Source organism: Streptomyces sp. NPDC096040, from assembly GCF_040303265.1.
GTDB lineage: Bacteria > Actinomycetota > Actinomycetes > Streptomycetales > Streptomycetaceae > Streptomyces.
This window is the reverse complement of record NZ_JBEOTA010000014.1, coordinates 125533-140504: the sequence shown is the minus strand read 5'-3', so window position 1 is coordinate 140504 and position 14972 is coordinate 125533. Positions and strand designations below refer to the sequence as shown.

At 72.2% G+C, this 14972-nt stretch carries 12 protein-coding genes; 8 read left to right on the top strand and 4 right to left on the bottom strand.

All coding sequences use genetic code 11. The features are described from left to right. Window positions 1–38 precede the first annotated feature (38 nt). The 3 genes from ABTY98_RS20860 (at window position 39) to ABTY98_RS20850 (ending at window position 6018) form a co-directional block, all read left to right on the top strand. On the top strand, window positions 39–878 hold the full coding sequence (locus ABTY98_RS20860; RefSeq protein WP_352222405.1) for a methyltransferase domain-containing protein: 840 nt from the start codon (window positions 39–41) through the stop codon (window positions 876–878). A 78-nt stretch (window positions 879–956) separates the two neighbouring features. Continuing rightward, on the top strand, window positions 957–2753 hold the full coding sequence (locus ABTY98_RS20855; protein ID WP_502994294.1) for an adenosine deaminase family protein: 1797 nt from the start codon (window positions 957–959) through the stop codon (window positions 2751–2753). An 88-nt stretch (window positions 2754–2841) separates the two neighbouring features. Then, a complete protein-coding gene (locus ABTY98_RS20850; protein ID WP_352222404.1) occupies window positions 2842–6018 on the top strand; it encodes an ATP-binding protein in 3177 nt (1058 codons plus the stop codon). Here the strand turns inward: ABTY98_RS20850 and ABTY98_RS20845 are convergent. Both ABTY98_RS20845 and ABTY98_RS20840 read right to left on the bottom strand, forming a co-directional pair. After that, on the bottom strand, window positions 5996–6790 hold the full coding sequence (locus ABTY98_RS20845) for an ABC transporter permease (protein WP_352222403.1): 795 nt from the start codon (window positions 6788–6790) through the stop codon (window positions 5996–5998). The two genes, ABTY98_RS20850 and ABTY98_RS20845, sit on opposite strands and share 23 nt — an antisense overlap. Next, the gene (locus ABTY98_RS20840) at window positions 6787–7752 is read right to left on the bottom strand and encodes an ATP-binding cassette domain-containing protein (protein ID WP_352222402.1); all 966 of its coding nucleotides are present in this window, start codon (window positions 7750–7752) and stop codon (window positions 6787–6789) included. Before ABTY98_RS20840 ends, ABTY98_RS20845 begins: the two co-directional genes overlap by 4 nt. A 64-nt stretch (window positions 7753–7816) precedes the next feature. On the opposite strand from ABTY98_RS20840, the gene ABTY98_RS20835 reads away from it, so the two are divergent. The 4 genes from ABTY98_RS20835 to ABTY98_RS20820 all read left to right on the top strand — a co-directional run bounded on the left by ABTY98_RS20835 (window position 7817) and on the right by ABTY98_RS20820 (window position 10973). Continuing rightward, window positions 7817–8530: a sulfite exporter TauE/SafE family protein gene (locus tag ABTY98_RS20835; RefSeq protein WP_502994293.1), complete on the top strand. Its 714-nt coding sequence runs from the start codon at window positions 7817–7819 to the stop codon at window positions 8528–8530. A 117-nt stretch (window positions 8531–8647) separates the two neighbouring features. Beyond that, window positions 8648–9016 carry a peptidoglycan-binding domain-containing protein gene (locus ABTY98_RS20830; RefSeq protein ID WP_352222400.1) on the top strand — a complete coding sequence of 123 codons (369 nt, stop codon included), beginning with the start codon at window positions 8648–8650 and terminating at the stop codon, window positions 9014–9016. Between the two features lie 213 nt (window positions 9017–9229). Then, window positions 9230–9715 carry a cation:proton antiporter regulatory subunit gene (locus ABTY98_RS20825; RefSeq protein ID WP_352222399.1) on the top strand — a complete coding sequence of 162 codons (486 nt, stop codon included), beginning with the start codon at window positions 9230–9232 and terminating at the stop codon, window positions 9713–9715. A 7-nt stretch (window positions 9716–9722) separates the two neighbouring features. Then, entirely contained in the window at window positions 9723–10973 is a 1251-nt protein-coding gene (locus ABTY98_RS20820) for a cation:proton antiporter (RefSeq protein ID WP_352222398.1), read from the top strand. Between the two features lie 43 nt (window positions 10974–11016). Here ABTY98_RS20820 and ABTY98_RS20815 read toward each other — a convergent pair whose 3' ends face one another. Continuing rightward, window positions 11017–11742 (bottom strand): TIGR03943 family putative permease subunit, encoded by a 726-nt coding sequence (locus tag ABTY98_RS20815; RefSeq protein ID WP_352222397.1) that lies wholly within the window; start codon window positions 11740–11742, stop codon window positions 11017–11019. Beyond that, the gene (locus ABTY98_RS20810; RefSeq protein ID WP_352222396.1) at window positions 11739–12776 is read right to left on the bottom strand and encodes a permease; all 1038 of its coding nucleotides are present in this window, start codon (window positions 12774–12776) and stop codon (window positions 11739–11741) included. The genes ABTY98_RS20815 and ABTY98_RS20810 overlap by 4 nt, the downstream gene beginning before the upstream one ends. A 266-nt stretch (window positions 12777–13042) precedes the next feature. On the opposite strand from ABTY98_RS20810, the gene ABTY98_RS20805 reads away from it, so the two are divergent. Further along, window positions 13043–14920 (top strand): NAD-binding protein, encoded by a 1878-nt coding sequence (locus tag ABTY98_RS20805; protein WP_352222486.1) that lies wholly within the window; start codon window positions 13043–13045, stop codon window positions 14918–14920. Window positions 14921–14972: the final 52 nt, after the last annotated feature.

The following is a 14972-nucleotide window of genomic DNA, read 5'->3' as shown; positions in this document are numbered from 1 at the left end:
CTCTCATCGTGGCACTTTCATCGTGTACAGGAGCTTGTGTGGATCACATCCGCTACGACGTCGCGCCGTCCGTGCGTGCCGTCTACGGGCCCCAGGACCTCAGTTCCGCACCGGCGTTCGGGGGCGGGTTCATCAACTTCGGTCACTGGGAGGGGATTCCGCTCGACCGGCCGTTGACCGCCGAGGACCGGGTGCGCAGTCAGCGGAATCTCTACCGTCGGGTGCTGGGCACTCTCGACGGGGCGGACGCCCATGCCGTCGAGGTCGGCTGTGGGCTCGGGCTCGGTGCCGTACTCGCGCTGGACGAGTTCGGGTTCGCCTCCGTTACCGGCCTGGACATCCATCCCGAGCAGCTGGAGCGGGCCCGGCGGGCCAACGCCGAACTGCTCGCCCGCGCGCCGCAGCGGCTCCGCTTCACCCACGGGGCCGCGGAGAGGATGCCGTTCGAGGAGGGCCGGTTCGAGCGTCTGTACTCCGTGGAGGCCGTCCAGCACTTCCGCGACCTGGCCGCGTTCGTCCGTGAGGCCGCGCGTGTGCTGCGGCCCGGCGGCCGGCTTGCCGTCAGCAGTTTCTTCCTGCCGGTCGGCGCCGAGGACGTGGGTGAGGAACTGGCCGCCCGGCTGAACAGCTTCGCGTCCGGCCTTGACATGGCCCACACGCTCATCTCCCTGCTCGACGCCCTGGACGCCGCCGGCCTGACCGACGTACGAGCCGAATCGATCGGTGGTCATGTCTGGCCGGGGCTTGACCATTTCCTGTCTGGGATCGACCAGCCCGTGCAGTGGCCGCGGAATTTCTTGCCCGCCTATCGCGACGGGTTGCTGGACTACTACGTCGTCTCCGCACAGCGCCCGCTGCGGTGCGGCGGACGCGGGTGACGGCCGCCCGGGTGGCGCTGCCGTGTGTGCCGCGTGGCCATCCGGTCGTAGCCGAACCGATTTGCTGATCATCCTTGCGTGACGACCTACGACGGCTCGCGGTACGCCGCCGGCATCCCCCGCCGGACGGCACTCACTGCCCTGACCGTGGCCCTGAGCTGTCTGGTGGCGTGCCTGTCGGCCGCGTCGCCCGCGGTCGCGCGCGCGGACGGTACGGCGTCGTCCCGACCATTGACCGGCGCCGAGGCCCGTGTGGCCGGGTATCTGCGGTCGATCCACGATGAACCGCGGCTGCTACGGCGCTTCTTCGTGCGGTTGCCCAAAGGTGGTGACCTGCACAATCACCTCTTCGGTGCGGTCAGGACCGAGTATCTGATCGAGCTTGCCGGGGAGGACGGGCTGTGTGTGGAGTCGGCGACGCTGACCGCCGTCCTACCGCCGTGCGGCCCCGGCGCCCGCCCGGCCGCCGACGCCCGTACCGACCTCGGCTTCCGTGACGCGATCATTCGTGCCTGGTCGATGCAGGACTTCCCGCCGGACCAGCTCGGTCACGATCACTTCTTCGCCACGTTCGACAAGTTCGGTCCGGTGGCCTCGCGGCACCCGGGCCAGGTGCTCGCCGAGGTCGCCGACACGGCCGCGGCGCAGCACCAGTTCTATCTGGAGACCATGGTCAACCCGGCCTCCGACGGAGCCGAGCGGCTCGCGGACGAGGTCGGCTGGAACCCCGACCTCGCCGCACTCCACGCCGGGCTCGTCGCCGGCGGCAGGCTCGACGGGCTCGTCGACGAAGCGCGCGGGCAGACCGACGACGAGGACGCCGAGTTCCGTGCCACCGCCCGCTGCGGCACCGACGGTCCCCGCCCCGGCTGCCGGCTGACCGTGCGCCGGATCTACCAGGCCTTCCGCGACGACTCCCCCGAACGGGTCTTCACCGAGCTGGCCCTCGGCATGCGCCTGGCCGAACGCGACCCCCGCTTCGTCGCCGTCAACCTCGTCCAACCCGAGGACCGGGACAGCTCGCTCCGCGACTACAGCCTGCAGATGCACATGGTGAACTACCTGCGCACCCTGTATCCGAGGGCCCATGTGACCCTGCACGCGGGCGAGTTGTGGACCGGGCTCGTCAAGCCCGAGGACCTGGGGTTCCATGTCGAGGGAGCCGTGCGCGTCGCGGGCGCCGACCGCATCGGGCACGGTGTCGACCTCGTCCACGAGGACGACTGGCAGCGCACGGCCCGTACGATGGCCGACCGGCAGATCGCCGTCGAGGTCCCCTTCACCAGCAACGCCCAGATCCTCGGCGTACGCGGCGCCGAACACCCCTTCCCCGTCTACCGTCACTACCGTGTGCCCGTCGTCCTGACGACCGACGATCCAGGGGTCTCCCGCATCGACATCAGCGACGAGTACCGGTACGCCGCCGAGACGTACGGCCTGACGTACCCCGAGTTGAAGGACCTGGCCCGCGCCTCCCTGCAGTACGCCTTCCTCCCCGGCCGGAGTCTGTGGCGGGGCAACCCCGCGCGGGACGGCTACCGGCCCGTGGCCGACTGCACCGGACAGCTTCCGGGCGCCGGACAGCTTCCGGGCGCCGGACAGCTTCCGGGCGCCGGACAGCTTCCGGGCGGCGGGCGACTTCCGGGCGGCGGGCGACTTCCGGGCGCCGGACAGCTTCCGGGCGGCGGGCGACTTCCGGGCGGCGGGCGACTTCCGGGCGCCGGACAGCTTCCGGGGGCCGAGCAGGTTCCCGGCGGTCGTCCGCCAGGCCCGGAGTGCCGTCGTCTGGTCGGTGCGAGCCCCAAGGCCGCCGTCCAGTGGCGTCAGGAGGTCGCCTTCGCGGCCTTCGAGAGTGCCGTCGAGAGCACCTTCTAGAGGGACGTGGAGAGCACCTTCGCCCCACGGGTACGACGGCTGACCATCGCGGCCCCCGTTCCTCCCACCCCCTGACTACTCTGCACGGGTGACCACCGAGCTGATCCTGCTGCCCCGAGTCGCCTGTCGTGGACGGGAGATCACCGCACCCCGGCTGCGCGGACTGCTGGCGTTGCTCGCGGAGGATCTGCGCGGCGGATGCAGCACCGGTCGGCTGGTGGAGGGGCTGTGGGCGGAGGAGCTGCCCGAGCGGCCCGGCAAGGCCGTGCAGATCCTGGTGTCGCGGCTCAGGTCGCAGCTGGGTGCCGAGCTGATCGTGAGTACGCCGACGGGGTACCGGCTGGCGCTGGACGAGACGCAGGTCGACAGTTCCGCCCTGCTGTTGCACGAAACGGGCAGTGCCAATCGGGCGCGGGCCAGGGATCACGAAGGTGCCCTGGCTCAGGCCGAGGCCGGGCTGGCGCTCTGGGACGGGAGCGTGGGCGCCGGTGCGGGCGAGGACCTGCACGATCCGGTGGTGGCGCTGCGCGCCGAGCGGGTCCGGGCGCACCGCGCGCTGGTCCGGGCCCGGGCGCTCGCGCTCGCCCGGCTGGGGCGGCCGGCCGAGGCCGCGGCGCCGCTGGCCGCGCTGGCCCGGGAGCTGCCGCGGGACGAGGAGGTGCTGGCGGAGCTGCTGCGCTGTGAGGCCGCGACCGCCGGGCGAGCCGCGGCACTGACCCGGTACGACGCCTATCGCCGCAGGCTGCGGGACGAGCTGGGGTCCGATCCGGGGGCCGGACTCAGATCCGTGCACCAGGTGCTGGTACGGGCGGACGTGCCGAGGGTCAGGCACGGGGTGCCGCACGAGCCGAATCCCCTGTTGGGGCGGGATGCGGATGTGGCCGCCGTGGGCGAGTTGCTGCGCACGTTCCGGGTGGTCAGCGTCGTCGGACCGGGCGGTCTCGGCAAGACCCGGGTCTCCCACGCGGTGAGCCGGGCGGCCGAGCAGCCCGTGGTGCATTTCGTCACCCTGGCCGGTGTCCTCGCCGACGACGACGTGGCCGGCGAGGTGGCCTCGGCCGTCGGTGCCGGGGAGGGCGGGCGATTCAGCGGGGGCGGGGACGCGGTGAGCGGCATCGTCGCCGCGCTGGGCACGGGACCCGCGCTGCTGGTGCTGGACAACTGCGAGCAGGTGGTCGTCGGCGCCGCCGGTCTCGTACAGGCTCTGGTCTCGCGGTCGAAGGAGCTGCGGGTCCTGGTCACCAGCCGGGCTCCGCTGGGGCTGACCTCGGAGTCCGTGTACGCCCTGCCGGAGCTGTCGCCGGCGACGTCGGTCGAGCTCTTCGGGCAGCGGGCGCGGGCCGCCCGGCCCGGTGTGGAACTGCCCGCCGACCAGGTGGCGGAGATCTGCCGGCATCTGGACGGGCTGCCGCTGGCCGTGGAGCTGGCCGCGGCCCGGGTGCGGGTGCTGTCCGTGGCCGACATCGCGCGCCGCTTGCAGGACCGTTTCACGCTGCTGCGCGGCGGCGCCCGGGACGCGCCCGAGCGGCATCGCACCCTGCGGGCGGTGGTCGAGTGGAGCTGGAACCTCCTGGAGGCCGACGGTCAGGCAGCCCTGCGCGCCCTGTCGGTGTTCCCCGGCGGCTTCACCGAGGAGGCGGCCGAGCGCCTGCTCGGGGAGAGCGGGGACGCGCTGGCCCTGCTGGAGCAACTGGCCGGTCAGTCCCTGCTCAAGGTGGGCGACAGCCCTTCCGGGGTGCGTTTCCACATGCTGGAGACGCTGCGGGAGTTCGGTGCCGCCCGGCGCGCCGAGGCCGGCGAGGAGGAGACGGTGACCGACCGGTTCCTGCTCTGGGCCCGGGACTTCGGGCGCGCCCACCACGACGCGCTGTTCCGCCCCGCCCCGCTGCCCGCGTGGTTCCGTATCCGCGCCGAGCAGGACAACCTCGTCCTGGCCCTGCGGTACGCGCTGGCCCGCGCCGACGGGCCGGCCGCCGCGGCGGTCACCGCTGTACTGGCCTCCCTGTGGGTCACCGACTCCAGCTACGCCCGGCTCGTCACCCTGTGCACCGAGACCGGCGGGCCGCTGTCCCGTTTCCGTCCCGGCGTCGACAGTCCCGAGGACGTGGAGACGGCCCGCAGTGCGGCGGCAGTGTGTACGGGCGCCCTCTTCGTGGGCCTCGGCCCGCACGCCGTACGGCAGCTCGTCACCCTGCGCCGGCTGCCGCCCGCCCCGCCGGACACGGTCGTGCGGGCGATGGCCCTCGTGCTGTGTGCCACGCCGGACATCCGCCCGCCGGAGTACGCGCGGCTCCATGAGCTCTGCACCTCCGACGCGCCCTTGCTGGCGGGCACGGCGTGGAGCGTCGCCAGTTACGTCTGGGAAGCCGCGCACGAGACGGAGCGGGCGCTGGAGTGTGCCCGCCGGGTGCCCGAGACGCTGGGGGCACTCGCCAACCCGGCCATGCAGTTGCTCAGCCACGGGCGGATCAGCGAACTGTGCATGCAGGCCGAACTGGGCGAGGAGGCGTACGACCATCTGCGGGCCGCGCTGCGGACGCTCGACGAGTTCGACGGCTGGCCGGACTCGATCGGCGTCCGCTGGGGGCTGGTGCTCGCCTGCCTCCAGCGCGGAGAGGTCGACGAGGCGGAGTACTGGCTGGAACTCGCGGCCCTGGACCAGCAGCCGGAGTCCGCCCGGATCTACGCTCCCGACCTGGTGGGCCGGGCGGAGATCGCGCTGGCCCGGGGACTGACCGAGGTCGGGCTCGGTCTGTGGCGCCGGGCGGTCGAGCGGATCCGGGAGGACAGTGTGCTGCTCGCGGGCGATCCGTTCGTGGATCCCTGGGCGCTGATGGTGCAGTCGGCCGCGCTGGCAGCGCATGCACAGCACGGCCGGCTCGAGCCGGTGACCGCCCTGGCCGGGCAGCTGAGGGAACGGCTGCTCGGAATGCTGTCCGGCTCGTCCGGGAGCGGCTCTGCGGAGGAGGGCTCTTCGGTGGACAGGTCTCTGGTCGAACTGCCGGTGTACGGCACCGCGTTGCTCGCTCTCGGCTTCGCCGGGCTGGCCGGGGGCGACCCCGGGGCCGTACGGCTGGTGGCGCTGGCGGAACGGATGCCGGCGGTGCGGGAGGTCCCCAGCCTCGCCCTGGCCCGCTCCCGGGAAGCGGCCGAGAACGCGGACCGGGCCGCGTACGCCGACGCGAGGTCGGAGTACGCGGCCCTGGGGCGGGATCAACTGCGGGTCGCGGCCCTGCACGAGCTCACTGCCGGGGCTCGCGGCTGAACCGCGCCCTGGACCACAGGTAGCCCAGCACGGTCAGCGCCAGGCCCCAGGCCAGTGCCAGCACGGCGTTCTTCGTACCGATCCCGCTGCCCAGCAGCAGACCGCGCAGGGTCTCGATGAAGGGCGAGAACGGCTGGTACTCGGCGAACCAGCGGAACCAGCCCGGCATGGCGTCCACCGGCACGAACGCGCTGGACAGGAACGGCAGCATGACCAGCGGCGTCCCGATGTTGCTGGCCCCCTCGGGGCTGGGGCTCACCAGGCCGATACCGACCGCGATCCAGGTCAGTGCGAGGCTGACCAGGGCCATCAGCCCGACCGCCGCGATCCACTCCACCGGGGTCGCGTCGGGCCGGAAGCCGATGGCCAGTCCGATGCCCAGGACCACCACAAGGGCCATCATCGTCTGGATCACGCTGCCGATCACATGGCCGACCAGCACGGACGTGCGCGAGATCGCCATGGTGCGGAACCGGGCCATGATGCCCTCGGTCATGTCGGTGCACACGGACACCGCGGTGCCGAGCGATGTCATGGCCACGGTCAGGAAGAGGATGCCGGGGACGAGGTAGGCGACGTAGTCGGACCGGTCCGCGTGGCCGCCGGTGATGCCGGCGCTCATCACGTTCCCGAAGACGTAGACGAAGAGGAGCAGCAGGATGACCGGGGTGAGCAGGAGGTTGAGGGTGAGGGAGGGGTAGCGGCGGGCGTGCAGGAGGTTGCGCCGCAGCATGGTGAGGTTGTCGCGGAACGCATGGCCGGCGGTGCTCATCGGACGGTCTCCTTGTCGGAGGCGGCTACGGGGTTGCCCGTCAGGGCGAAGAACACGTCGTCCAGGTCGGGGGTGTGCACGGAGAGCTCGTCGGCCTCGATGCCGGCGGCGTCGAGCCAGTCGAGGATGGCGCGCAGTTCGCGCTGGGTGCCGCCGCTGGGGATCTGCAGGGCGAGCGCCTCGTCGATGGGGGTGGTCTCGCGCAGCGCGGTGGCCGCCTGCTCGTACGCCGTCGGGTCGGAGAACCGCAGCCGTACGTGGCCGCCGGGGACGAGCCGCTTGAGTTCCTCGGCGCTGCCCTCGGCGACGAGCTTGCCGCCGTTGAGCACCGCGATGCGGTCGGCGAGCTGGTCGGCCTCCTCCAGGTACTGGGTGGTGAGGAAGACGGTGGTCCCGCCGGAGACCAGCTCGCGGATGATCTGCCACATGGTGTGCCGGGAGCGCGGGTCCAGGCCGGTGGTCGGCTCGTCGAGGAAGATGATCCGCGGGCTGCCGACCAGGGTCATGGCGATGTCGAGGCGGCGCTTCATACCGCCGGAGTAGGCGGACGCGGGCTTCTGCGCGGCCTCGGTGAGGTCGAAGCGCGCCAGCAGTTCGGCGGTGACCCGCCGTCCCTCGCTCTTGGAGAGGTGGTGCAGGTCGGCCATGAGGAGCATGTTCTCCTGGCCGGTGATCAGACCGTCCACGGCGGAGAACTGTCCGGTGACCCCGATGGCGGCCCGTACCGCCTGGGCCTCGGCGGTGATGTCGTGGCCGGCGATCAGGGCCTGGCCGGCGTCGGCCGAGATCAGGGTGGAGAGGATGTTGACCGCCGTGGTCTTGCCGGCGCCGTTCGGCCCGAGGAGGGAGAAGATCGTGCCGGCCGGTACCCGGATGTCGATGCCGTCGAGGACGGTCTTGTCCCCGTAGGTCTTGCGCAACCCGGTGGCCGCGATGGCGAGTTCGCTGTCTGTCGTCGTCATGCGGCAGAGCTTGCGGCCGCGGCGGTTCAGCACGGCTTCAGCCGGGTTTCAGCGGGCGGGCACCGTGCGCTGGGACATCGTGCGCTGGCTGCTGCCCACCGCGGTCCCGGCCGCCTTCGGCGGTGTCTTCCTGCTCCGCGCCCTCGGCGACGGCGACGACCTGCAGCAACGCGTCAAGTACGTCGTCGGTACGGCGCTGATGCTCGCCGTCGTCGGCATGCTCACCCGGCTGTGGCTGGACCGCCGCCGCGCCGCCACCGACGCCGAGGACGCCCATGTTCCGGTACGGCCGGTGGCGACGCTGCTCATCGGGCTGGTGGGCGGGGTGATCGTCGGGATGACGTCGGTCGGCTCGGGCTCCCTGATCATCGTGATGCTGATGCTGGCCCACCCGCGCCTCAAGGCGAACCATCTCGTCGGTACGGACCTGGTGCAGGCCATCCCCATGGTGGCCGCCGCGGCCCTGGGCCATCTGCTCGTCGGCGACGCCGATTTGGGTCTGGCCGCGACCCTCCTGATCGGCGCCATCCCCGGCGTGCTGCTCGGTTCCGTCATCTCCAGCCGGGTCGCCGGAGGCGCGCTGCGCTGGGCCCTGGTCGTCCTGCTGACCGGGTCGGGCCTGTCGATGCTGAAGGCGTCGTCCACCGTCATCGTGCTCGGCTGCCTGGGGATGGCGCTGCTCGGCGGGATCGTCAGCGTGCGCGACCGCCATATCGCGCGCCCTCGGGCGGCTGGCGAGGCGGCGGCCGAGCCGGCGAGCGTCAGCAGCGGCTCATAGGCGGTGACCGACTCCTCGGCGTCACCCACCCGCTTCCGTCTCTCTCCTCCGAGCCCAGGTCGCGGAGGTCGCCGCCCGCGCGGGATCATGGCATGAGCCGGCCTTGAAGGAGCCCACATGCGACGGAACCGACTGCTCACCTCGGCCGCGGCGCTGTGCGCGGCCGCCTCGCTGGGTCTGGCCGTGCCCCACACCGCCACGGCCGCCACCGAGCACGACTGTTCCTACGTGTCGCCGGGCTTCCGGCCGACCCTCACGTACGGCGACTCCGGCGCCGCGGTCAGCCAGGCCCAGTGCCTCAGCAACGCATGGGGCGGCGAGCCGCCCCGACTCGCCCCGAACGGGGTCTACGACACTCTCATGCTGAAGAAGATCGAGTGGATCCAGGTCTGCCACGGCCTCCCGGAGAGCGGAGTGATCGAGGGCCGCACCTGGCAGGCGCTGTACCACCCGGCCCTGGACTGCTACGTCCCGTATCCGACCTGACGGCCACCGCCCCGGCCTTGCCCAGGCCTCGCCCTGCCGGACCGCTCATCCCCTCCCCTCCCCTCCCCTCCCCGAACCGTTCGTCGACGGCGTCCGCTCGGCCGTTAGGGTGTTATTAAAGAAATCGCAAAGGGCCAGCGGGACGAGATCGATCGAGATCGAGATCGATCGAGATCGAGATCGATCGAGATCGACGAGACAGGGGAGACAGCCTTGGGGGCTCCACGCCTGAGCAGGACGCCGTTGCCGGGGATCGGGGTTCGGTACGACCTCACCACGCGAGAGCAGCGCAGGCTTTCCGTGGTCGCGCACCGGGACGGTTCGCGGATCCTGAGCGCCTATCACCAGGACGACCCCGACGCCTGTGCCCTGGCGGTGCGGCTGGCCTCGGGCGAGGCGGACGCGCTCATCGACGCGCTGATGCCGACGCACCACAGCCCGAACCTGCTCTCCACCACCGATCTGGGGCTGGTGGCCGAGCGGATCGAGCTGGGCGCGACGTCGTACTGGAACGGCCGGCTCCTGGGCGAGACCCGGATGCGTACCGAGACCGGGGTGTCCATCGTGGCCGTGCTGCGCCGCGCCGAGGCGGTCCCCTCCCCCGCCCCCGACTTCCGGCTCGCCGGCGGGGACACGCTCATCGTGATCGGCACCCGCGAGGGTGTCGACGCGGCCGCCTCCATACTCGGACGGGAGTGAGGGCGCCGTGCACGACTCCGCCGTCTTTCTGATCGAGTTCGGGGCGATCATCCTCGGCCTGGGCCTGCTCGGCCGGCTCGCCGGACGCTTCCGGTTCTCGCCCATACCTCTCTACCTGCTGGCCGGGCTCGCCTTCGGCAACGGCGGGATCTATCCGCTCGGCACGAGCGAGGAGTTCGTCGCGATCGGCGCCGAGATCGGTGTCGTTCTGCTGCTGCTCATGCTCGGCCTTGAGTACACGGCCAGCGATCTCGTCTCCAACCTCAAGACCCAGTACCCGGCGGGCCTGGTCGACGCCGCGCTCAACGCACTACCCGGCGCGGCCATGGCCCTGCTGCTGGGCTGGGGCCCGGTGGCGGCCGTGGTGCTGGCCGGCGTCACCTGGATCTCGTCATCCGGGGTCATTGCCAAGGTGCTGGGCGACCTGGGGCGACTCGGCAACCGGGAGACCCCGGTGATACTGAGCATCCTGGTGCTGGAAGACCTGTCCATGGCGGTCTATCTGCCGATCGTGACGGCGCTGCTGGCCGGTGCCGGCCTGGCTGCGGGCAGCCTCACGCTGTCCATCGCCCTCGGGGTGGCCGGGCTGGTGCTGGTGGTGGCGGTGCGCTACGGCAGGCACATCTCCCGATTCGTCTCCAGCGACGACTCCGAGAAGCTGCTCCTTGTGGTGCTGGGTCTGACGCTGCTGGTCGCGGGGATCGCGCAGCAGCTCCAGGTGTCCGCCGCCGTCGGCGCGTTCCTCGTCGGCATAGCGCTCTCCGGCGAGGTGGCGGAGGGCGCCCACCACCTGCTCGCCCCGCTACGTGACCTGTTCGCCGCCGTCTTCTTCGTCTTCTTCGGCCTGCACACCGACCCGGCGAGCATTCCGCCGGTGCTGCTGCCCGCGCTCGCCCTGGCGGTGGTCACCGCGCTGACGAAGATCGCCACCGGCTACTGGGCCGCGAAGCGGGCCGGGATCTCCGCCAAGGGCCGCTGGCGGGCCGGCGGCACGCTGGTCGCCCGCGGCGAGTTCTCCATCGTCATCGCGGGCCTCGCCGTCACCGCCGGCATCGAACCCTCCCTGGGCCCCCTGGCCACGGCCTATGTCCTGATCCTCGTCGTCCTCGGCCCCCTCACCGCCCGCTACACCGAACCCCTGGCCCGCCGCCTCACCCGTGGGCCTGGGCCGGCGCAGGCCCTTGCGGCGGACGACACGATTCCGCTCACGGAGCCGGAGGTCACGCTGGACGACCAGGACGCGGTGGGCCGGGCCTGATCGGGGGGCGTGCGGGAGCCGGCCGGCTTCTTCCGGTGGACCGTCAGTTGTTCCAGGTCTCGTCGTACGGGTCGGCCGGCGTCGGGATCGGCTTGGCCTCGGTGACCTTGAGGAACGGGATCGGACCGCCGTTCACCGGATCCTTGGTCCGACGGGCGGTGTACGTACCCGTCACCTGGAGCCAGGCGTCCGGCTGGAGGACCGGGGGGATCCTGCCCGTCAGGGCGATCTTCACCGGCTGGGCGTCCGCCGCACAGCAGTTGAGGGCCATGCGGACCAGGTAGGGCGTGCCGGCGGTGTCCACGGCCACGAAGCCGGTGATGCGGACACTGTGGCCGTCGAGCGAGCGGCCGTGGTCGTACACGGCGCGGCCCGCGTAGTCGACCAGGTTGAGCGGGATCGGGTCCCCGGTCGGCAACTTCGTGTACCCGTACGGCTGTTGCAGGGCCGTGCCCGCGCGCATCGCGCTGTAGGAGCCGAGCGCGGGCGGGGCGATGAGGATCAGGGCCAGGAGGGGAAGGACCAGGAGCCAGGAGATACGGGGTTCGGGGTGGGCGTGGGCCGTAGCGGTGGCGGGGGTACGACGGCGGCTACGGCGCCACTCGTACCACGCCGTCGCCAGGGCCGAGACGATCAGGACCGCGCCCGCCGCCAGCAGCAGCGGGCGCAGGCCCGCCTTCACATAGCGCAGATAGAGGTCGGTGGCGCCCGCGTGCAGCAGGGCCGCGCCGACCAGGAACATCACCGCCGCCTGTGCCTGCCGGTTCACAGCAGCACCGCCCCGGTCAGAACCGCGCCGGCGATCGCCGCGGCGAAGGTGGCCGGGGCGAAGCGCAGGGCGAAGCCGCGGCCGAAGGTGCCCGCCTGCATCGCGAAGAGTTTGAGGTCGATCATCGGGCCCACGATCAGGAACGCCAGCTTCGCGGTGAGGGAGAACTGGGTGAGGGACGCCGCCACGAACGCGTCCGCCTCCGAGCAGATGGAGAGCAGTACGGCCAGGATCGCCAGGGCGAGGATCGCGATCACCGGGTTGGCGGCTGCCGTGCGCAGCCACTCCGCCGGGGCCACCGCCTTCAGCGTCGCCGCCGCCATCGCGCCGAGGACCAGGAAGCCGCCGGCGTGCACGGTGTCGTGGCGGACCGAGTCCCAGAACGCCTCCGCCTTGGTCTCGCCCTGGTGGTGCGCGTGCGCCGGCGGGCGCAGCCAGTCGGTGCGGCCGAGGCGCTGCCACAGCCAGCCCATCCCGCATGCCACCAGCAGACTGCCGGCGAACCGGGCCAGCACCATCTCGGGATTGCGCGGGAACGCCACCGCCGTCGCCGTCAGCACGATCGGGTTGATCGCGGGGGCGGAGAGGAGGAAGGCGATGGCCGCGGCCGGGTTGACACCCCGGCGGACCAGGGCGCCGGCCACCGGGACGGACGCGCACTCACAGCCCGGGAGTACGGCACCGGCCAGGCCCGCGACCGGGACGGCGAGCGCGGGGCGGCCGGGCAGGGCGCGGGCGAAGAAGGACGGGGGCACGAAGACCGCGATCGCCGCCGAGAGAAGCACGCCGAGGACGAGGAAGGGGAGCGCCTGGACGACCACCGCCACGAACACCGTCATCCAGCTCTGCATCACCGGCTTCGACAGCGCGCCGCGCACCGGGCCCTGGAACACCACGACCAGGAGAAGGAGCAGGGTCAGGGCCAGGGGGGAGCTGAGATGCCAGCCCTCCTGGTCCGGGCGTCGGCCGCCGGTGCCGGGACGCTCGTCGTGGGCGGCGGGCCCGGGCGGGGCGGCTTTTTCGGTGATGGCCACGGGGCGGGTACCTCCGGCACGTCGGTGCGTGGGTGCTTGGCTGCTTCGGCTTGGGTGCGGCTCGGGTGGTCTTGTGTCGGTGGTTCAGGAGCGGACTTCGGTGGCTTCGGCGGCTTCGGGTGTGTTCGGTGGTTTTCGGCCTTCCCGTTTACTACGGCCCGTCGCGGGCGGCTGTTCACTCCGTTGCTGGAACCGTGCGTCCCGTTGAGGCAGTCTTTCCCCTTGTGGCGAGCGTTCCGTATCAGGGTGGTGGCGCCCCGGCGCACATGGTGGTCTGCGGCGACGACGGGCTCGCGCACCGGCTGGCGGCCGAGTTGCGCGTGGTGTACGGCGAGCAGGTCACCCTTGTCGTACCGCCGGACGTGCGGACCGCCAGGCCGCCGGTCGTCGGACGGGCCCGGGCCGCCTCGGCCGCGCTGCTCGACCGGGTGGTCAGCGCCGCCGTCGGGCGGCCCAACGGGAACGGCGCCAACGGCGGTCCCGGCCCGGTCAGCAGTGAAGGCCCACGCGGGGAGCGGGTGCTGGAGGCCGTGGAGGCCACCGAGGCGGTGCTCGCCGAGGCGGGCGTGGAGCGGGCCGCCGCACTCGCGCTCGTGTATGACGACGACGAGACCAACATCCGGGCCGCCCTCACCGCCCGCCGGCTGAACCCCCGGCTGCGGCTCGTGCTGCGGCTGTACAACCGGCGGTTGGGGCAGCACATCGAGGAACTCCTCGACCAGGCGGCCGCGTTGGCGGTCGGCGACACGGACGGCGGCGGGGGCGACACGTCCACGACCGTACTCTCCGACGCCGACACCGCCGCGCCCGCACTCGCCGCCACCGCGCTCGCCGGGACCGGCAAGGTCATCCAGACCGACGGGCTGGTGCTGCGGGCGGTGGACCTGCCGCCGGGTGCCCTCGCACGGCAGGACGCCGACCAGGGGCTGTGCACGCTGGCTTTGTTCTCGGCGAACAACAGCGGTCCCGAACTGCTCGAGGGCGCCGGGGAGCAGGGACCGCGGCTGCTGCCCGACGACGCGGAGGTACGGGCCGCGGGTGAGCGTGGCGTGATGGTGCTGGAGCAGGTGTCGTCGTCCGCGGCGGCCTCGCAGGACAGGCGCCGGGTCGGGGGCGGGCTCGGGGTCGCACCGCTGCTCGCCTCGCTGTTCTCGCGGCGGCTGCGGTGGTCGCTGGCCGGGGTGGTGGGGTGTGTGGTCGCGCTCGCGGTCGCGCTGTCGGTGGTGACGGGCATTCATCCGGTACGGGCCTTCTACTACACGCTCCTCGATCTGTTCGCCATCGACGATCCCGCGATCGGGCAGTCGCTCGGGCGGCAGATCCTTCAACTGCTGTCCGGGTTGATGGGGTTGCTGTTGCTGCCGGTGTTGCTGGCGGCGGTACTCGAGGCGCTCGGCACCTTTCGGACGGCTTCCACTCTGCGGAAGCCGCCTCGGGGGCTGAGCGGGCATGTGGTGCTGCTCGGGCTGGGAAAGATCGGGACGCGCGTGCTGACGCGGCTGCGCGAACTGCACGTTCCCGTGGTGTGCGTCGAGTCCGATCCGGACGCGCGGGGGCTGGCGGTGGCCCGGCGGCTGCGGGTGCCGGTGGTGCTCGGGGATGTCACCCAGGAGGGGGTCCTGGAGGCCGCCAAGATCCATCGGGCGCAGGCGCTGCTCGCGGTGACCAGCGCGGACACGACGAATCTGGAGGCCGTGCTGTACGCGCGGGCCGTGCGGCCGGACCTGAAGGCCGTACTGCGCCTGTACGACGACGACTTCGCGACGGCCGTGTACCGGACGCTGCGGGCCGCCCATCCGCATGCGGTCACCCGGAGCCGGAGTGTGTCCTATCTGGCGGCGCCGTCCTTCGCGGGGGCGATGCTGGGGCGGGAGATTCTCGGGGCGATTCCGGTGGAGCGAAAGGTGTTGCTGGTGGCGGTGGTGGAGGTGGGTGGGCATCCGCAGTTGGAGGGGCGGACCGTGGAGGGGGCGTTTCGGGCGGGGGCCTGGCGGGTGCTGGCGCTGGAGGGGCGGCAGGGGGTCGCGGGGGATTATCTGCTGCGGGGTGGGGATCGGGTGGTGGTTGCGGCTACTCGTTGGGGGCTGGCGGAGTTGTCCGGACGTCGGGTGCCGCCCACCCACCCGCCCGACTCACTTGGTTGAGGGGTGGGGGTGGGTGGGGGTTGAGCGCGCCCACGCGGCGGTAGCCCCACAT

Bases quoted from the DNA above. Each gene is read 5' to 3' on its own strand.
- ABTY98_RS20830 (WP_352222400.1), top strand. From the start codon at position 8,648: ATGCGACGGAACCGACTGCTCACCTCGGCCGCGGCGCTGTGCGCGGCC.
- ABTY98_RS20845 (WP_352222403.1), bottom strand. From the start codon at position 6,790: ATGAGCACCGCCGGCCATGCGTTCCGCGACAACCTCACCATGCTGCGG.
- ABTY98_RS20805 (WP_352222486.1), top strand. From the start codon at position 13,043: ATGGTGGTCTGCGGCGACGACGGGCTCGCGCACCGGCTGGCGGCCGAG.
- ABTY98_RS20840 (WP_352222402.1), bottom strand. From the start codon at position 7,752: ATGACGACGACAGACAGCGAACTCGCCATCGCGGCCACCGGGTTGCGC.